At 73.1% G+C, this 16,877-nt stretch carries 15 protein-coding genes and 1 tRNA gene; 9 read left to right on the top strand and 7 right to left on the bottom strand.

Going from position 1 to position 16,877, the window contains the following annotated elements; translation table 11 throughout:
• Nucleotides 1–70 precede the first annotated feature (70 nt).
• Nucleotides 71–1,039, top strand: a complete 969-nt coding sequence (locus ACH5AR_RS26580; protein WP_396304027.1) for a PLP-dependent cysteine synthase family protein — start codon at nucleotides 71–73, stop codon at nucleotides 1,037–1,039.
• A 40-nt stretch (nucleotides 1,040–1,079) separates the two neighbouring features.
• Here ACH5AR_RS26580 and ACH5AR_RS26575 read toward each other — a convergent pair whose 3' ends face one another.
• A complete protein-coding gene (locus tag ACH5AR_RS26575; RefSeq protein ID WP_396304026.1) occupies nucleotides 1,080–1,544 on the bottom strand; it encodes a type II toxin-antitoxin system PemK/MazF family toxin in 465 nt (154 codons plus the stop codon).
• Nucleotides 1,545–1,743: 199 nt separating this feature from the next.
• Between ACH5AR_RS26575 and ACH5AR_RS26570 the strand changes: the two genes are divergently transcribed.
• Both ACH5AR_RS26570 and ACH5AR_RS26565 read left to right on the top strand, forming a co-directional pair.
• Nucleotides 1,744–1,935: a MarR family transcriptional regulator gene (locus ACH5AR_RS26570; protein WP_396304025.1), complete on the top strand. Its 192-nt coding sequence runs from the start codon at nucleotides 1,744–1,746 to the stop codon at nucleotides 1,933–1,935.
• A gap of 269 nt (nucleotides 1,936–2,204) precedes the next feature.
• On the top strand, nucleotides 2,205–2,951 hold the full coding sequence (locus ACH5AR_RS26565) for an MBL fold metallo-hydrolase (protein ID WP_396304024.1): 747 nt from the start codon (nucleotides 2,205–2,207) through the stop codon (nucleotides 2,949–2,951).
• A gap of 69 nt (nucleotides 2,952–3,020) precedes the next feature.
• Here the strand turns inward: ACH5AR_RS26565 and ACH5AR_RS26560 are convergent, their stop codons facing one another.
• Complete coding sequence (locus ACH5AR_RS26560; RefSeq protein WP_396304023.1) at nucleotides 3,021–3,935, bottom strand: branched-chain amino acid transaminase; 915 nt, start codon at nucleotides 3,933–3,935, stop codon at nucleotides 3,021–3,023.
• 188 nt (nucleotides 3,936–4,123) lie between these two features.
• Between ACH5AR_RS26560 and ACH5AR_RS26555 the strand changes: the two genes are divergently transcribed.
• Nucleotides 4,124–5,215, top strand: a complete 1,092-nt coding sequence (locus ACH5AR_RS26555) for a response regulator transcription factor (RefSeq protein WP_396304022.1) — start codon at nucleotides 4,124–4,126, stop codon at nucleotides 5,213–5,215.
• Nucleotides 5,216–5,254: 39 nt separating this feature from the next.
• Here ACH5AR_RS26555 and ACH5AR_RS26550 read toward each other — a convergent pair whose 3' ends face one another.
• The 4 genes from ACH5AR_RS26550 to ACH5AR_RS26535 all read right to left on the bottom strand — a co-directional run bounded on the left by ACH5AR_RS26550 (nucleotide 5,255) and on the right by ACH5AR_RS26535 (nucleotide 10,949).
• A complete protein-coding gene (locus ACH5AR_RS26550; RefSeq protein WP_396304021.1) occupies nucleotides 5,255–6,541 on the bottom strand; it encodes an LLM class flavin-dependent oxidoreductase in 1,287 nt (428 codons plus the stop codon).
• A complete protein-coding gene (locus ACH5AR_RS26545) occupies nucleotides 6,538–7,596 on the bottom strand; it encodes an LLM class flavin-dependent oxidoreductase (RefSeq protein WP_396304020.1) in 1,059 nt (352 codons plus the stop codon). Before ACH5AR_RS26545 ends, ACH5AR_RS26550 begins: the two co-directional genes overlap by 4 nt.
• Nucleotides 7,597–8,001: 405 nt before the next feature.
• Nucleotides 8,002–9,261 (bottom strand): PTS transporter subunit EIIC, encoded by a 1,260-nt coding sequence (locus tag ACH5AR_RS26540; protein ID WP_396304019.1) that lies wholly within the window; start codon nucleotides 9,259–9,261, stop codon nucleotides 8,002–8,004.
• A gap of 386 nt (nucleotides 9,262–9,647) precedes the next feature.
• Nucleotides 9,648–10,949, bottom strand: coding sequence for a PTS transporter subunit EIIC (locus tag ACH5AR_RS26535; RefSeq protein WP_396304018.1), 1,302 nt, complete (start codon nucleotides 10,947–10,949; stop codon nucleotides 9,648–9,650).
• A gap of 403 nt (nucleotides 10,950–11,352) precedes the next feature.
• Between ACH5AR_RS26535 and ACH5AR_RS26530 the strand changes: the two genes are divergently transcribed.
• The 4 genes from ACH5AR_RS26530 (at nucleotide 11,353) to rdgB (ending at nucleotide 13,709) form a co-directional block, all read left to right on the top strand.
• A complete protein-coding gene (locus ACH5AR_RS26530) occupies nucleotides 11,353–11,586 on the top strand; it encodes a glucose PTS transporter subunit EIIB (protein WP_030060521.1) in 234 nt (77 codons plus the stop codon).
• Nucleotides 11,587–11,714: 128 nt separating this feature from the next.
• Nucleotides 11,715–12,440 (top strand): ribonuclease PH, encoded by a 726-nt coding sequence (gene rph, locus ACH5AR_RS26525; protein ID WP_396304017.1) that lies wholly within the window; start codon nucleotides 11,715–11,717, stop codon nucleotides 12,438–12,440.
• Nucleotides 12,441–12,683: 243 nt separating this feature from the next.
• Nucleotides 12,684–13,073 (top strand): hypothetical protein, encoded by a 390-nt coding sequence (locus tag ACH5AR_RS26520; RefSeq protein ID WP_396304016.1) that lies wholly within the window; start codon nucleotides 12,684–12,686, stop codon nucleotides 13,071–13,073.
• Between the two features lie 30 nt (nucleotides 13,074–13,103).
• Nucleotides 13,104–13,709 (top strand): RdgB/HAM1 family non-canonical purine NTP pyrophosphatase, encoded by a 606-nt coding sequence (gene rdgB, locus ACH5AR_RS26515; RefSeq protein WP_396304015.1) that lies wholly within the window; start codon nucleotides 13,104–13,106, stop codon nucleotides 13,707–13,709.
• A 72-nt stretch (nucleotides 13,710–13,781) separates the two neighbouring features.
• On the opposite strand, the gene ACH5AR_RS26510 is transcribed toward rdgB, so the two are convergent.
• A tRNA-Leu gene (locus ACH5AR_RS26510) sits at nucleotides 13,782–13,865 on the bottom strand.
• A gap of 312 nt (nucleotides 13,866–14,177) precedes the next feature.
• Between ACH5AR_RS26510 and ACH5AR_RS26505 the strand changes: the two genes are divergently transcribed.
• Complete coding sequence (locus tag ACH5AR_RS26505; protein ID WP_396304014.1) at nucleotides 14,178–16,643, top strand: chitinase C-terminal domain-containing protein; 2,466 nt, start codon at nucleotides 14,178–14,180, stop codon at nucleotides 16,641–16,643.
• Nucleotides 16,644–16,877: the final 234 nt, after the last annotated feature.

Here is a 16,877-nt window from a genome sequence, read left to right as displayed (position 1 = left end):
ACCCGGTTCCCCCGCCACCGCGGCGGGGGAACCGCCCCCGCCACCCCACCGCCTTGGCCGGAGGCCCCCCTTGCGTTACGACAGTCCGCTCGAAGCCGTCGGCAACACCCCGCTCGTCCGCCTGCCGCGGCTGTCCGCCGCCGTCCCCGGCAACGCCGAGGGCCTGGTGACCCTCTGGGCCAAGCTGGAGGACCGCAACCCCACCGGCTCGATCAAGGACCGCCCGGCCCTGCACATGATCGAGCGCGCCGAGGCCGACGGGCGGCTCACCCCCGGCTGCACCGTCCTGGAGCCCACCAGCGGCAACACCGGCATCTCGCTGGCCATGGCCGCCAAGCTCAAGGGCTACCGGATGGTCTGCGTGATGCCCGAGAACACCAGCGAGGAGCGGCGCGAGCTGCTCCGCATGTGGGGCGCCGAGATCATCCCGTCCCCGGCCGCCGGCGGCTCCAACACCGCCGTCCGGATCGCCAAGGAGATCGCCGCCGAGCACCCCGACTGGGTGATGCTCTACCAGTACGGCAACCCCGACAACGCCGGCGCCCACTACACCGGCACCGGCCCCGAGATCCTCGCCGACCTGCCGACCGTCACCCACTTCGTGGCCGGCCTCGGCACCACCGGCACTCTGATGGGCGTCGGCCGCTACCTGCGCGAGAAGGTCCCCGGCGTGCGGATCGTCGCCGCCGAGCCGCGCTACGACGACCTGGTGTACGGGCTGCGCAACCTGGACGAGGGCTTCGTCCCCGAGCTGTACGACGCCGAGGTGCTCACCACCCGGTTCTCGGTCGGCTCCGCCGACGCCGTCCGCCGCACCCGCGAACTCCTCCGGGAGGAGGGCATCTTCGCGGGCGTCTCGACCGGGGCCATCCTGCACGCGGCGATCGGCGTCGGCCGCAAGGCGGCCGCCGCGGGGGAGCGCGCGGACATCGTCTTCGTGGTCGCCGACGGCGGCTGGAAGTACCTGTCCACCGGCATCTACACCGCCGAGTCCACCGAGGCCGCGGTCGAGGCGCTGCACGGCCAGCTCTGGGCCTGAGGCCCGGCCCCGCCCCGCGGCCGGGGTCCGAAGCGGCGGCCTAACGGCCCTGCAGCACCCGCTGCGCCCGGGCCCAGACCCGCCCGTCCACCGTGCCGGCCCGGCGGCGGAAGTCCGACAGCGGCACCTCGCGCAGCTCGTCGGTCTCCAGCCAGCTCGTCCGGCCCTGCCGGTCGCCCACCGTGCCGGGCGGCAGCGCGAGCACGCCCGGCCGCTCGGCGTGGTGCCTGCTGGTGATCTTCGCGACGGTGGCGCTGCGGCCGCGCACCCGCAGCACCAGGCACGGGCGGTCCTTGGAACCGGGGCCGTCCTCGAACGGCACCTGCGCCCACCAGACCTCCTGCGGCCGCGGGCCGGCCCCCGTGCGCGGACGCGGCCGGGTGCCCGCCGGTCCGGACGGGCGCGCCGCCGGACGGGCGCGCCGCACCAGCGCCGCCGCAGCGGCGGCCAGCAGTGCGACGCCCAGCAGCGACAGGACGAGCCAGGCAGCGGTCATGCCGTTCATGCGGCGAACCGTACCGGGCCGGGGGCGGACGCCACCAGCGAGCGGGCCGCGAGGGGCGGGCGGACGCCGACGCATTTGTCCGCGCATTGCTCCCGGTTCGTCACGGAACTGCCACAATGCCCGTTCTGCGCCCGGAGTACCGGCCGGCCCGGCGAGGCTGCGTCACGACCGTCCGCCCCCGCCCCCCCGGAGGTGCCCCGTGGCCCGTGGCCCCGAGCTGTGGTCCTACGCCGAGATCGCCCGTCACCTCAACGTCCGGCGCGACACCGTCCGCAGCTACCGCCGGCACCGGCTGCTGCCCGATCCCGACGTGATCGACGGCAGCGGCCACCCCCGGTGGTACCCGTTCACCATCCGCACCTGGGCCCGCAACCGGCCGCGGCGCCGCTGATCCCCGCCCCCGTCAACCGCCCGCGCCCCCGCTCCGGGCGTTCTGGTGATTCCGCCCACAGCCCGGCACGGGGACGGGGGCAAAGTGCCGCTCCGCCCTTACCCTCGACACACCAACGCAGTGCTACCGGCCGGTCCACCGGGTCCGGCCTGCCGTTTTCCATGCTGTTTCCACGGTGTGCCGGTGGAGTGCCCTCCAGGCGTGCCGGTGGAGCGCAGCGATGCCGTTTTCCAGCAGCAGCCAGGATGTGTCGGGGCGGAGGGGCTCGGATGAAACTGACCGTGGTGGGGTGCTCGGGGAGCTTCCCGGCCGCCGACTCGCCCTGCTCCAGCTACCTGGTCGAGGCCGAGGGCTACCGCGTCGTCCTCGACCTCGGCAACGGAGCCCTCGGCGCCCTGCAGAAGTACACCGGCCTCTACGACGTCGACGCCGTGCTCCTCAGCCACCTGCACGCCGACCACTGCGTCGACCTGTGCGCCTACTGGGTGGCCCGCAACTACCGCGCCGAGGGCTGCCCCGAGCTGCTGCCCGTCTACGGCCCGGCCGGCACCGCCGAGCGGCTCGCCCGCGCCTACGACATGCCGGAGAACCCCGGCATGAAGGAGGTGTTCGAGTTCCGCACCCTCACGCCCGGCGGCTTCGAGCTCGGCCCGTTCCGGATCCGCGTCGCCCAGGTCAACCACCCCGTCGACGCCTTCGCCTTCCGGCTGGAGCACGGCGGCCGCTCGCTGGTCTACAGCGGGGACACCGGCGAGAGCGCCGCCCTGGTCGAACTCGCCCGCGACACCGACCTCTTCCTCTGCGAGGCCGCGTACATCGACGGCCGCGACACCTACCGGGCCGTCCACCTCAACGGGCGTGAGGCGGGCGAGCACGCCGCCGCGGCCGGTGCGCGCCGGCTCGTCCTCACCCACATCCCCCCGTGGACCGACGCCGAGCACAACCGGCGGGACGCCGCGGCCGCCTACCCGGGGCCGGTCGAGGTCGCCCGGGCCGGCGCGGTGTACGAGGTCTGAGCGGGGCGGGCCGCGTGGTGCCGCCCGGCGCCGGGGAGGGCGGCGGGGCTCCGCGCGGGCCGCGGACGGTCACCCCACCGGCGTCAGCCAGTGCCGGTAGCGCGGATCGGCGCCGGTCACGGCCGCCCGGTACGCCTCCCGCAGCCGGGCGGTGACCGGGCCCGGCGAGGCGGGCAGCGCGCGGTCGTCCAGCGCGCGGACCGGGACGACGCCGGCCGCCGTGCCGCAGACGAACACCTCGTCCGCGGCGTAGAGGTCCGAACGCAGCAGGCCCTCCACCCTGGCCTCGATGCCCAGGTCGCGGGCCAGGGTGAGCAGGGTGTCCTGGGTGATGCCCTCCAGGGCGCCCGCGCTCGACGGGGGAGTGCGCAGCACTCCGGCCCGGACGGTGAACACGTTCTCCCCGGTGCACTCGCTCACCGCGCCGTCCGGCCCCAGCAGCAGCGCCTCGTCGTAGCCCGCGTCGTTGGCCTCCCGGCGGGCGAGCACCGAGTTCAGGTACGGGCCGGTGGCCTTCGCGGCGGGCGGCACCGCGTTCGGGTCGTTCCGCCGCCAGCTGCTCGTCTTCAGGGTGATCCCGCCGTCCCCGTGCGGGAGTTGGCCGAGCCACTGCCAGCTCGCGATCGACACGTCGACCGGCGAGTGGCGCATGTCGATGCCCATCGTGCCGTAGCCGAGGAAGGCGAAGTGCCGCAGGTAGCAGTCCCGGTGGCCGTTGGCGCGCACCAGCTCCACCGTCGCCCTGGTCAAGTCGTCGATGTCGTAGGGGAGTTCCATCCGGATCATCCGGGCGCTGCGGTGCAGCCGGTGCAGGTGCTCGGGCAGCCGGAACACCGCCGGGCCGTCCGCCGTGGCGAACACCCGGGTGCCCTCCAGCACGCCCGTGCCGTAGTGCAGGCCGTGGGCGAGGACGTGCACCCGGGCCTCCTGCCAGGGCACCAGGGTGCCGTTCCACCAGATCGTCGCTGCTTCGGGGATGGTCATGCGGACATCCTGCGCGCCGCCGCCCCGCCGGTCAGCCCGCCGGAGCCGACCGGAACCGGTCATGGCCGGGAGCGGAAACCCCGTACCGGAGGGCGGACTTCACCGCCGGGAGGCCGCGGCCCGGCCCCCGCCGTCTCGCGGAGCGGAAGCCCCCGACCGGGGCCGGCCGCCCTCACTAGGCTGCGCCGATGGAGAGCCCCGCCGGCACCGACGCCACCCAGCTCTACGCCCGACTGCTCGCCGGACCCGGCCGCCCGCCCGGGGCCCTCGGCCTCGGCTGGGACGCCCCCCGGCTCGCCGCCGCCACCGCCGAACTGCGCGCCCTCGGCCTGCTCCAGCCGACCGCCGGCCACCGGGACGACGGGACCGGCACCGGCTCGGACGGGACCGCCGCCGCCGTGGACGGGACCGCCGCCGCCGTGGACGGCACCGCCGCCGACTCGACGGACACCGCCGGCTCGACGGACACCGCCGTCTCGGTGGACACCGCCGTACGCCAGCTCCTGCTCGACGCCGACGCCAGGGTCACCGCCCTGGTCGCCGCCCTGCGCCAGGCCCGCGACGCCGTCGACCGGCTGCACACCGGCTTCCTGCCCGTCCAGCAGCGGCAGCGCGCCGGCACCGGCCTCGAACTCGTCCGCGGCGCCGACCGGATCGCCGCCCTGCTGGAGGACGCCGCCCGCGGCGCCCGCGCCGAGGCCCTCTCGCTGCGCCCCGGCCAGGACCTCTCCGGCGCCGCCCTGGCCGGCAAGCTCGCCCGTGAGCGGCTCGTCCTCGCCCACGGCGCCGCCCTGCGCACCATCTACCCGGCCGCCGCGCTGCGCCGCCCCGCCGTGCTCGCGCACGTCCGGGAGCTGACCGGGGCCGGGGCCCGGATCCGGGCGGCGCACTCGCTGCCGCTCTGGCTGATCGTGGTGGACGCCCGGCTGGCGATCCTGCCCGCCCCCGGCGCCGGACCGGGCGGGGACGCCCCGGCCGCCGGGGCGGCCGTGGTGGTCCGCGAGCCCGCCCTGGTGGCGCTGGTCGGGGAACTCTTCGAGTACTTCTGGTCGGCCGCCTGGCCACCGCCGGAGCTCGGCCCGGGCGAGGCGGAGGTGACGGACCGGCAGCTGGCCGTGGTGCGCCTGCTGGCGGCCGGCCTCACGGACGCGGCGATCGCCCGCAAGCTGGAGGTCTCGGAGCGCACGGTGCGGCGGCTGGTCGCCGAGCTGACCGCCGCCCTGGGCGCGGAGAGCCGCTTCCAGGCCGGCGTGCACGCCGCGCGGCGGGGCTGGATCTGACGTCCGGCGCGCTCTCCGAGGTCCGGCGCCGTCCGGCGTTCAGCGCCGCCCCGGTACCGGCAGTCCGAGGTGGTCCCGCAGGGTGGGGCCGGTGTAGTCGGTGCGGAACACCCCGCGCTCCTGGAGCAGCGGGACGACCCGGTCGACGAACCCGTCCAGGCCGCCCGGAGTGAGGTGCGGGATGAGGATGAATCCGTCGGCCGCGTCGCTCTGCACGAAGTGGTCGATCTGCGCGGCGACGGTGGCGGGCGAGCCGATGAAGGACTGCCGGCCGGTCAGCTCGATCACCAGTTCCCGGCTGGTGAGGTTCTTCTCCGCGGCCACCGCCCGCCACCGTTCGGCGACGGCGGCCGGGTCGGCGTGCCGGACCCGCCCCTGGACCAGGCCGCTGTCCGGGACGGGGTCGACGGTGGGCAGCGGCCCGTCCGGGTCGTGGTCGGACAGGTCGACGCCCCAGACCTGTTCCAGGAAGGCGATCGCGGTCTGCGGGCTCACCTGGGCCCGGCGGACGGCACGGGCCCGTTCGGCCGCCTCGGCGTCGGTGTCGCCGAGGACGAAGGTGGCCCCGGGCATGATCTTCAGCTCGTCCGGCTTGCGGCCGTACGCGGCGAGCCGGCGCTTGACGTCGGCGTGGAAGGCCCGGCCGTCGGCGAGGGTGGAGTGCCGGGAGAAGACGACGTCGGCGGTGGCGGCGGCGAACTCGCGGCCCTCGTCGGAGTCCCCGGCCTGGATGACCACCGGGTGGCCCTGCGGGGGCCGCGGCAGCGAGAGCCGGCCCTCGACCTCGAACTGGGGGCCGGAGTGCCGGACGGGTTCCTCCCCGGCGTCCCAGAGCTCCCGTGCCAGCTGGACGAACTCGGCTGCGCGGGTGTAGCGGTCGGCGCGGTCCAGGTACCCGCCGCGGCGGAAGTTCTCCCCGGTGAAGGCGTCCGAGGAGGTGACCACGTTCCAGGCCGCGCGCCCGCCGGAGAGGTGGTCCAGGGAGGCGAGGCGGCGCGCCAGTTCGTACGGCTCGTTGAAGGTCGCGCTGACGGTGGCGGCCAGGCCGAGCCGTTCGGTGACGGCGGCCAGCGCGTTCAGCACGGTGATCGACTCGGGGCGGCCGACCACGTCGAGGTCGTGGATCAGGCCCTTGGTCTCGCGCAGCCGCAGGCCCTCGGCGAGGAAGAAGAAGTCGAACTTCCCGCGCTCGGCGGTCTGCGCGAAGTGGCGGAAGGAGGAGAACGCGATGTGGCTGCCGGCCTCCGGGTCGCTCCACACCGTGGTGTTGTTGACGCCGGGGAAGTGCGCGGCGAGGTGGATCTGCTTGAGCGGTCGGTCCGTCATCGGGTCACCTCGGCGAGGGCGGGAGCGGCGGTGGGGGAGCCGTCGGCGGGGCGGGCGGCGTAGCGGCTGGCCGGGCGGGTCAGGCCGAGGTGCTCGCGCAGGGTGCGGCCGGTGTACCCGTCGCGGAGCAGTCCGGCGGCGCGCAGGGCGGGGGCGATCCGGTCGGCGAGCGCGGCGAGGTCGCGGGAGGGGTCGGCGGGGGAGAGGTGGAAGCCGTCCACGCCGGTGCCGGTCGCGGTGAGCTCGGCGAGCAGCCGCTCGTCGGCGGCCCGGTCGGGCAGGGCGGACACGGCGCTGCCGAGGCGGGCGAGGATGCGCAGGCTCTCGCCGGCCCGCAGCCGCAGTTCGGTGGCGGCGGCCAGCCGGGTGGCGCGGTCGGGGGCGTCGAGCAGGACGACGTCGGCGTGCCGGATCGCGGCGTCGGCCCTGGCGCGACCGCCGGGGGAGGGGTCCGGCGCGAGGTCGGCGGCGGAGACGGGCACCGCGACCACCGGGCGGCCCTGCGGGGGCCGGGGGGTGATGGACGGGCCGCGGACCGAGAAGTGCGGGCCCTCGAAGTCGACGTAGTGCAGCTTGCCGCGGTCGACGAAGCGGCCGGTGGCGGTGTCCCGGATCTCGGCGTCGTCCTCCCAGCTGTCCCAGAGCCGGGCGGCCACCTCGACGGCGTCGGCGGCCTCGGCCCACAGCCCGTCCTCGGGGGCGACCGGCCGGCGGCCGAAGGCCCGCGCCTCGGCCTCGGTGGCGGAGACGCCGACCAGCCACCCGGCCCGGCCCTCGCTCGCCCAGTCCAGGGTGTTGACGGAGATCGAGGTGTGGAAGGGCTCGGTGTGGGTGGTGGTGACGGTCGGCACCAGGCCGACCCGGTCGGTCAGCGGGGCGATCCGGGCGAGGGCGGCGAGCGCGTCGGGGCGGCTCGGCGCGGCGGCGAAGGAGTCGTCCAGGGTGACGAAGTCCAGGGTGGCCCGCTCGGCGAGGCGGGCGAGGTAGGCGTAGTGCCCGGCGTCGAAGCGGCCGGGGCTGTCGAGGGCGGCGGACAGGTGCAGCTGGCGGGGCATGGTGAGCCTGACTTCCTCGTGCGGACGCGGGCGGGCCCGGGCGCGGCCGTGCGGGGCACGGGGGCGCGGAGGCACGCCGGAGCGCGGTGGCGGCCCGCGGGCGGAGCCCGTACGGGCGGGGGAGGGAGGGCCGGAGCCGGGCGGAGCGTCAGCCGGGCGGCGGCGGGGGAACGGTCAGCTCAACCGCGACACGCCGCGGACCACACGCGACCGAAGTCGATGTGGCTGCGGGTGACCAGCGGGCACGAGGCGTTCACCGCTTCAGTTGACCAGGGCGTCCGGCGGTTCGTCAACCGCCTTCCCGGCCCGTGCGCGGAGCCTGCCCCGGGTACGCCGAAGGCCCCGCCCCGCCGCTGGGGGAGCAGCGGCGGGGCGGGGCCTTCGAGGCGGGCGGTGACGCGGGCGTCAGGCCTTGGTGACGTCCTCGATCTCGTCGTCGTCCTCGCGACCGGGGGTCTTGAGGTCGAACTTGGTGATCGCGAAGCGGAAGAGGAAGTAGTAGATCGCGGCGAAGACGAGGCCGATCGGGATGATCAGGAGGGGGTTCTTCGCCAGACTGAAGTTGATGCCGTAGTCGATCAGACCGGCCGAGAAGCTGAATCCGTCGTGGACACCGAGGGCCCAGGTGATGGCCATCGAGGCCGCCGTCAGCACCGCATGGATCGCGTACAGGATCGGGGCGATGAAGAGGAAGGTGAACTCGAGCGGCTCGGTGACACCGGTGACGAGGCTGGTCAGCGCGATCGAGACCATCATGCCCATAACGGCCTTGCGGCGCTCCGGGCGGGCGCAGTGGGCGATTGCGATGGCGGCGGCCGGCAGCGCGAACATCATGATCGGGAAGAAGCCCGCCTGGAACTGGCCGGCCGTCGGGTCGCCCGCCAGGAACCGGTTGATGTCACCGTGCACGACGGTGCCGTCGGCTGCGGTGTAGTCGCCGGTCTGGAACCACGCGTAGGTGTTGACGAACTGGTGCATGCCGACCGGGATCAGCGCGCGGTTGATCAGGCCGAACGCGCCCGCGCCGAGCGCGCCCGCGCCCACGAGGCTGTTGTTGACGTGCGAGATCGCGTCGCCGATGGGCTGCCAGCCGAGGCCGAACAGGACGCCCAGGCCGGTGCCGACGAAGGCCATGATGATCGGGACAAGTCGGCGGCCGTTGAAGAAGCCCAGCCAGTCGACCAGCTTGGTGCGGTGGAATCGCTGCCACAGGACTGCGGCCAGGAGACCGACCACGATGCCGCCCAGGACACCGGGGTCCTGCGGCTTGCCCTTCGGCAGCGCCTCGGTGATGGTGCCGTCCGCCGGGAAGGCGGTCAGTACGTTCTTGAACACCAGGTAGCCGACCAGGGCGGCCAGCGCGGTGGAACCGTCTGCCTTCTTGGCGTAGCCGATCGCGATGCCGACGCAGAACAGCAGGGGCAGCGCGGTGGTGATGGCCCCGCCCGCGGCGCCGAAGACCTCGACGAGCTTCGCGGGGAAGTGCCACTTCTCATGGACGTCGTTCTGGCCGAGGCGGGCCAGCAGACCGGCCGCCGGAAGCACAGCGATCGGAAGCTGGAGGCTGCGGCCGACCTTCTGAAGGCCGGGGAGGACGCTGGTTCCGAACTTCTTGATCGGCGTCGGAGCCTTGGCGGGCGCCGGTGCCTGCGCAGACTGACTCATGGGGGTGGGTTCCTAACGGCATGGCGGTCGGTCGGGGGGAAGGCACAGGGGCCGAACCGCGAACTGGTCTACACCACACGGTGGTGTAGACCAGTTTTGTAGCACGGGTGGAGAAGTCGAGGAACCCCGGAAAGCGGCGCGGCCGGGAAGCGCTATGAAATCGAAACCTACTTACCGAATGGCGATCATGGTATCCGCCGCGTTCGGGACTTTGGCCGACCGCGCAACAAAATCCATTTTGGATAATCGCGCAACAAAAGCACAGGGTGTCCCGACGGTCACTGCCTGGGCAGTTGGGGACGGGCGGCGGGACTTTCGGAAATGCCGAAGGCCCCCGGACCATCGGGTCCGGAGGCCATTGCGGGGATAACCCGGGCGGTGCCCGGTCAGGCCTTGGTGACGTCCTCGACCTCGGACTCGTCCTCCCGTCCGGGTGTTTTCAGGTTGAATTTGACGATGACGAACCGGAAGACCGCGTAGTACACGACGGCGAAGCCGAGCCCGATCGGGATGATCAGCCACGGCTTGGTGGCCAGCCCCCAGTTGATGACGTAGTCGATGAGGCCGGCCGAGAAGCTGAACCCGTCGTGCACCCCGAGCCCCCAGGTCACCGCCATCGACGCGCCGGTCAGCAGGGCGTGCAGGGCGTACAGGGCCGGGGCGATGTAGGCGAAGGAGTACTCCAGCGGCTCCGTGACGCCCGTCACGAAGGAGGTCAGGCCGACCGAGAGCATCAGGCCGTAGATCTCCTTGCGCCGGTGCGGCTTGGCGGAGTGGGCGATCGCCAGCGCGGCGGCCGGCAGCGCGAACATCATGATCGGGAAGAAGCCGGTCTGGAACTGGCCGGCCGTCGGGTCGCCGGCCAGGAAGCGCGGGATGTCGCCGTGCACGATCGTGCCGTCCGGCTTGACGAACTCCCCGAACTGGAACCAGACGAAGGTGTTCAGCAGCTGGTGCATGCCGATCAGCAGCAGCGCGCGGTTGAAGACGCCGAAGATGCCGGCGCCGCCCGCGCCCAGGTCGGAGAGGTTCTGCGAGAAGTCGTTCAGGCCGCGGCCGATCGGCGGCCACACCCACAGCGCCACCACGGCGGTGAGCAGGCCCACCACGGCGGTGACCATCGGCACCAGGCGGCGGCCGTTGAAGAAGCCGAGCCAGTCGACCAGCTTGGTGCGGTGCAGCCGGACCCACAGCCAGGCCGACATCAGGCCGATCAGGATGCCGCCCAGCACGCCCGGGTTCTGGTACGTCGCGGTCGCGGCCTTCGCCGACGCGTAGCTGACGCACTGGCCGGTCCAGGCGTCCGGGACGAGGGTGGTGCCGGCCGGGCACTTCTCCGGGAAGGCGTGCAGGACCTTGTAGTAGACGAGGAAGCCGACCACGGCGGCCAGCGCCGTCGAGCCGTCGGCCTTCTTCGCCATGCCGATCGCCACGCCGATGCAGAACAGCAGCGGCAGGCCGAAGGAGGAGTCGAGCAGCGCGCCGCCCGCGGAGGCGAAGACCTTCGCGACGTTGTCCCAGCCGAGGCCGTCCTTGCCGAAGACGTCCGGCTGGCCGAGCCGGTTGAGGATGCCCGCGGCCGGCAGCACCGCCACCGGCAGCTGCAGGGAGCGGCCCATCTTCTGGAGTCCGCCGTAGAAGGTGTGCCACCACGCGGTCCGCGGGGCCGTGGCGCCTGCCGAACTCATCCTTCGCCCTCCGGGAGCAGTTGCCGACCGGAGGCCCCCTGCGGGACCCTCGGGCGGGCTCGGGAACACCCGGGGCCGTTCCTGCGTTCCTCGGAGTACACATATATTGGTGTAGACCACTTGGAAGCAGGCTGCACTCCGGAGGCGCGAGCCCCGCTGATCGTCATCCTCGGGCGGCGATCGGGAGCCTGCCCGCCGGAATGGGCCAAAAGTGGACTAACGTGGCGGACCGGACCGACACGGGTCATGCTGGTCGCGCCGCTCGTCGGCGTGACGGCAGCCGAACCCGCGTCAGCCACCGGCACGGACCTCGCCGCCCGACGGTCGAGGGAACACCCCCAGCACCAGCGCAGGACGGCACCCGGCAGAGCCGCCGAAGGGCCGAGACAGAGGGAGAAACCAGATGGCCAGCAAGGCTGAGAAGATCGTCGCCGGTCTGGGCGGCATCGACAACATCGAAGAGGTCGAGGGCTGCATCACCCGCCTGCGCACCGAGGTCAAGGACGCCTCCCTCGTCGACGAGGCCGCCCTCAAGGCCGCCGGCGCCCACGGCGTCGTGAAGATGGGCACCGCGATCCAGGTCGTCATCGGCACCGACGCCGACCCGATCGCCGCCGACATCGAGGACATGATGTGAGCTGAACCACCCGGTTCGGCCCGCCCGGCCCGCCGCCCCGCGCAGGGGACGGCGGGCCGCGGCGCATCCTGCCCCGCGCCCCCGCCGCTTCCGGAGGCGGCCCCCCGGACCGACTACGCTCGGTGCCTATGTCACGCATCGACGGCCGCACCCCCGAACAGCTCCGCCCGATCACCATCGAACGGGGCTGGAGCAAGCACGCCGAAGGCTCCGTCCTCATCTCCTACGGCGACACCAAGGTGCTGTGCACCGCCAGCGTCACCGAGGGCGTGCCCCGCTGGCGCAAGGGCACCGGCGAGGGCTGGGTCACCGCCGAGTACTCCATGCTCCCGCGCGCCACCAACACCCGCGGCGACCGCGAGGCCGTCAAGGGCCGCATCGGCGGCCGCACCCACGAGATCAGCCGGCTCATCGGCCGCTCGCTGCGCGCCGTGGTCGACCACCGCGCCCTCGCCGAGAACACCATCGTCCTCGACTGCGACGTCCTCCAGGCCGACGGCGGCACCCGCACCGCCGCCATCACCGGCGCCTACGTCGCCCTGGTCGACGCCGTCGCCTGGGCCCGCGAGAAGAAGCTGCTGCGCGCCAAGGGCCAGCCGATCACCGGCGGTGTCAGCGCCGTCAGCGTCGGCATCATCGACGGCGTCCCGATGCTCGACCTCCGGTACGAGGAGGACGTGCGCGCCGAGACCGACATGAACATCGTCTGCACCTCCGACGGCCGCTTCGTCGAGGTCCAGGGCACCGCCGAGGGCGCGCCCTTCGACCGTGACCTGCTCGACCGGCTGCTCGACCTCGGCAGCCTCGGCTGCGCCGAGCTGGACGGGATCCAGCGCAAGGCCCTGGAGGGCTGAACCGGCGCGGGCCCCACAGCCGTGGACCGGAGCGGACGCACGGTCAGTCCGCGCGTGCGGGCGGCCGTTCGGGCCCGTCCGGACACGCGTGCGGACCGCCGGGGCGAACGGCTCGCAGACGGTCCGCCCGCTGTACAGGCCGGGCCCGGAGACCGTACGGTTCCCGCAGCACCCCGCTGCGGGAACCGCGCACCCCCCGGCGCGCGTCCCACCCACGGAACCCGCGCCCCCCAGGAGGACCGGATGCCGTCGAGCATCGCCCGCCCCGCCGCCCTCGCCGTGGCCGGACTCATCGCGATCCTCCCGCTCAGCATGGTGAGCTGCTCCGCCGCCCAGAAGGCGCTCGACTGCGGCAACACCGCCGTGCGGATCACCGGCGACATCGCCGACGTCGCCCAGGCCTACGACAACGCGAGCAACGACTCGGCAGCCGCCGGGAAGGCCCTGCAGAAGCTGAGGAACGACCTCGACCAGGTCGGGAAGAACTCCAAGAACACCGACGTCGCCAAGGCCGTGACCGATCTGCAGAAGCAGGTCGAGAACGTGCAGCGGGCGGCCGACCGGAACCAGGTCCCGGACCTCAAGCCGCTCGGCGACGCGGCGGGCAACCTGACCTCGATCTGCACCGGCTGACGGCTCCGGCGACTCGGTAGGGTGGGCGATATGTCCACCCGCCTGATCCTCGCCACCCGCAACCAGCACAAGGTCACCGAGCTCCGCGCCATCCTGGCGGACGCCGGCCTGGACGTCGAACTCATCGGCGCCGACGCCTACCCCGAGATCCCGGACGTCCCCGAGACCGGCGTCACCTTCGCCGAGAACGCCCTGCTCAAGGCGCACGCCCTGGCCCGCGCCACCGGTCTGCCCGCCGTCGCCGACGACTCCGGCCTCTGCGTGGACGTGCTCAACGGCGCGCCCGGCATCTTCTCCGCCCGCTGGTCCGGCCGGCACGGCGACGACCGCGCCAACCTCGACCTGCTGCTCGCCCAGCTCTCCGACATCGCCGAACCGCACCGCGGCGCCCACTTCTTCTGCGCCGCCGCCCTCGCCCTGCCCGACGGCACCGAGCGGGTCGTCGAGGGCCGCCTCCTCGGCACCCTGCGCACCGCCCCGGCCGGCGACGGCGGCTTCGGCTACGACCCGGTCCTCCAGCCCCTCGGCGAGACCCGCACCTGCGCGGAGCTCACGGCCGAGGAGAAGAACGCCATCAGCCACCGCGGCAAGGCCTTCCGCGCCCTCGCCCCGGTGGTGAAGGACCTGCTGGCCTGACCGGCCGTCCGGCCCGCACGTCGAAGGCCCGCCCGGGATCACCCCGGGCGGGCCTTCGAATCTCCAAGCACGTGCGGCCTGAGGGACTCGAACCCTCACGGGATTTCTCCCATGGGCACCTAAAGCCCAGGCGTCTGCCAATTCCGCCAAGGCCGCATGGCGACCAGTCTAGAGCTTCGCCCGGGGTGGGGACAGCGAGTTCGCCGCGGCCCCGCCGGCGCCGCCGCCGGGGCCCGCGCCGCTGCCGCGGCCGGGCCCGTGGCGGGGCGGCGAGCCGGGGGCGCTTTCCGGCCGCCGGACTGACTGATCGTCGGGCGCTTCCGACCTGTGATGTTTGGCCGCCGATGACCAATTGGTACAGACCTATTGACCTCTGTGGTTCAGACCACATAGCTTCTGCGCCAATCGCAACCCCCACGTGCGTGCTCCCCCACAGGCACGCGCCGACACTCTCTCCCGGAGGACCGAGTGTTGATCCGAAACACGGCGGAGCGGCGTCCCACCGCCGCCCCCCGCCAAAAGAGCCCGGCGGCCCGCGCCGGCCTGGCCTCGCTCGCGGCCGCCTCCCTGGCCGGACTGCTGATGGCGACGCTGGGCGCGGCGCCCTCGCAGGCCTCGGCGGCCGTCGACAACGCCGCCTGTCGGCCGGACGGCCTCTACCAGACCCCCGGGGTGGACGTCCCGTACTGCTCCGTCTACGACACCGCCGGGCGCGAGAAGATGGGCGCGGACCACCAGCGCCGCATCATCGGCTACTTCACCGGCTGGCGCACCGGCAAGAACGGCGACGCCCCGTACCTGGTGAGCGACGTCCCCTGGGACAAGGTCACCCACCTCAACTACGCCTTCGGCCACGTCGGCGGCGACAACAAGCTCTCGGTCGGCACCGACGGCCCGACCAACGAGGCCACCGGGATCTCCTTCCCCGGCGTCCCCGGTGCCGAGCTGGACCCGAGCCTGCCGTACAAGGGCCACTTCAACCTGCTGACGAAGTACAAGAAGCAGTACCCGAACGTCAAGACCCTGATCTCGGTGGGCGGTTGGACCGAGACCGGCGGCTACTTCGGGGACGACGGCAAGCGCGTCGGCTCCGGCGGGTTCTACTCGATGACCGTCAACGCGGACGGCAGCGTCAACCAGGCGGGCATCGACACCTTCGCCGCCTCCTCGGTCGACTTCATCCGCAAGTACGGCTTCAACGGCGTCGACATCGACTACGAGTACCCGACCTCGATGAAGGACGCCGGCAACCCGCTGGACTGGCAGCTCGCCAACGGCAAGCGCGGCTCGCTGGCCAAGGGCTACGCGGCGCTGATGAAGACCCTGCGCGAGAGCCTGGACAAGGCCGGCGCCGCCGACGGCAAGCACTACCTGCTGTCGGTCGCCGCCCCGTCCTCCGGCTACCTGCTGCGCGGCATGGAGACCTTCCAGGTGGCCAAGTACCTGGACTACGTCAACATCATGTCGTATGACCTGCACGGCGCCTGGAACAAGTACGTCGGCCCGAACGCCTCGCTGTTCGACGACGGCAAGGACGGCGAGCTGGCCGCCGCCAACGTCTACGGCACCGCGCAGTACGGCGGCATCGGCTACCTGAACGCCGACTGGTCGTACCACTACTTCCGCGGCTCGATGCCCGGCGGCCGGATCAACGTCGGCCTGCCGTACTACACCCGCGGCTTCAAGAACGTGCAGGGCGGCACCAACGGCCTCTGGGGCACCGCCGCGGCGACCAGCTGCCCGGCCGGCTCCGGCCTGACGTCCTGCGGTGACGGCGCGGTCGGCATCGACAACATCTGGAACGACAAGGACGACGCGGGCAAGGAGTCCCCGGCCGGGTCGAACCCGATGTGGCACGCCAAGAACCTGGAGAAGGGCATCCTGCCCGACTACCTGGCCAGGTACGGGGTCACCGACACCGCGCTGCAGGGCACCTACACCCGCAACTACAGCTCCACCCTGGTGGCGCCGTGGCTGTGGAACGACACCAAGAAGGTGTTCCTCTCCACCGAGGACGAGCAGTCGGTGGGCGCCAAGGCGGACTACATCGTCAACCAGGGCGCCGGCGGCGCGATGGTCTGGGAGCTCGCGGGCGACTACCGGTGGGACGCCACCGCGAACGGCGGCAAGGGCCAGTACGTGCCCGGCAACACGCTGACCTCGCTGATGTACGACAAGTTCAAGGCGGCTGCCCCGTACGGCGCCGTCCGCGCGACGACCGCGCTGCCGCAGCAGACCCTGCCGATCGACGTGTCGTTCACCAACTTCGCGCTGGGCGACTCGAACTACCCGATCAACCCGAAGCTGCACATCGTCAACAACTCGACGCTGACCCTGCCGGGCGGCACCGAGTTCCAGTTCGACTACGCCAACTCGGCCCCGGGCAACGCCAAGGACCAGTCCGGCTTCGGCCTCCAGGTCATCCGGCAGGACAACCCCGGCCCGGGCAACGTGGGCGGCCTGAAGGGCACCTACAACCGGGTGTCGGTCAAGCTGCCGGGCTGGCAGTCGCTGGCACCGGGCGCCTCGGTCGACATGGACTTCGTCTACTACCTGCCGGTGTCCACCCCGTCGAACTGGACGGTCAACGTGGGCGGCACGCTGTACGGGATCAAGGGCGACCTGACCCGCGGCACGACGGACGGCGGCACGCCGACCCCGACCCCGACGGCGTCCCAGACGGCCACCCCGACGCCGACCCCGACGGGCACGGCGACGCCGACCCCGACCGGCACGGCGACGCCGACCCCGACGTCGACCCCGACCTCGGGCACCTGCTCGGCCGCCCCGAGCTGGGACGCCGGCACCACCTACGCGACCCCCACCAAGGTCTCGTGGAAGGGCCACTACTACCAGAACAAGTGGTGGACCAAGGGCGACGACCCCGCGGCCAGCGGTGCGTGGGGCGTCTGGAGCGACCTCGGCGCCTGCTGACCGGGCAGGTCCGCCGAGGTGACGGACGGCGGTGGCGGTGCACCCGGTCGGGGGGTGCGCCGCCACCGCTTCGTCGTCGTCGGCGGGAGCCCGGGCCGGGGCTAGGGCGTGTCTGACAATTCTCGCCGGGTGCGCGGCCAATTGTCAGACACGCCCTAGGGATCGTCTTCAAAGATCAGGTCCAGAGCAGGATTGAGGCGATGGTGACGGCGGCCTGGTAGGACTCGCGGGTCT

It is taken from the genome of Kitasatospora sp. NPDC018619 (assembly GCF_044391605.1).
Taxonomy (GTDB): domain Bacteria; phylum Actinomycetota; class Actinomycetes; order Streptomycetales; family Streptomycetaceae; genus Kitasatospora.
The sequence above is the reverse complement of the archived record's forward strand: the minus strand, read 5'-3'. Positions and strand labels throughout refer to the sequence as shown.

Excerpts from the sequence above, each read along its gene's own strand:
- ACH5AR_RS26575 (WP_396304026.1), bottom strand. The coding sequence starts at position 1,544 with ATGAACGGCATGACCGCTGCCTGGCTCGTCCTGTCGCTGCTGGGCGTC.
- ACH5AR_RS26565 (WP_396304024.1), top strand. The coding sequence starts at position 2,205 with ATGAAACTGACCGTGGTGGGGTGCTCGGGGAGCTTCCCGGCCGCCGAC.
- ACH5AR_RS26560 (WP_396304023.1), bottom strand. The coding sequence starts at position 3,935 with ATGACCATCCCCGAAGCAGCGACGATCTGGTGGAACGGCACCCTGGTG.
- ACH5AR_RS26555 (WP_396304022.1), top strand. The coding sequence starts at position 4,124 with ATGGAGAGCCCCGCCGGCACCGACGCCACCCAGCTCTACGCCCGACTG.
- ACH5AR_RS26550 (WP_396304021.1), bottom strand. The coding sequence starts at position 6,541 with ATGACGGACCGACCGCTCAAGCAGATCCACCTCGCCGCGCACTTCCCC.
- ACH5AR_RS26545 (WP_396304020.1), bottom strand. The coding sequence starts at position 7,596 with ATGCCCCGCCAGCTGCACCTGTCCGCCGCCCTCGACAGCCCCGGCCGC.
- ACH5AR_RS26540 (WP_396304019.1), bottom strand. The coding sequence starts at position 9,261 with ATGAGTCAGTCTGCGCAGGCACCGGCGCCCGCCAAGGCTCCGACGCCG.
- ACH5AR_RS26535 (WP_396304018.1), bottom strand. The coding sequence starts at position 10,949 with ATGAGTTCGGCAGGCGCCACGGCCCCGCGGACCGCGTGGTGGCACACC.
- ACH5AR_RS26530 (WP_030060521.1), top strand. The coding sequence starts at position 11,353 with ATGGCCAGCAAGGCTGAGAAGATCGTCGCCGGTCTGGGCGGCATCGAC.
- rph (WP_396304017.1), top strand. The coding sequence starts at position 11,715 with ATGTCACGCATCGACGGCCGCACCCCCGAACAGCTCCGCCCGATCACC.
- ACH5AR_RS26520 (WP_396304016.1), top strand. The coding sequence starts at position 12,684 with ATGCCGTCGAGCATCGCCCGCCCCGCCGCCCTCGCCGTGGCCGGACTC.
- rdgB (WP_396304015.1), top strand. The coding sequence starts at position 13,104 with ATGTCCACCCGCCTGATCCTCGCCACCCGCAACCAGCACAAGGTCACC.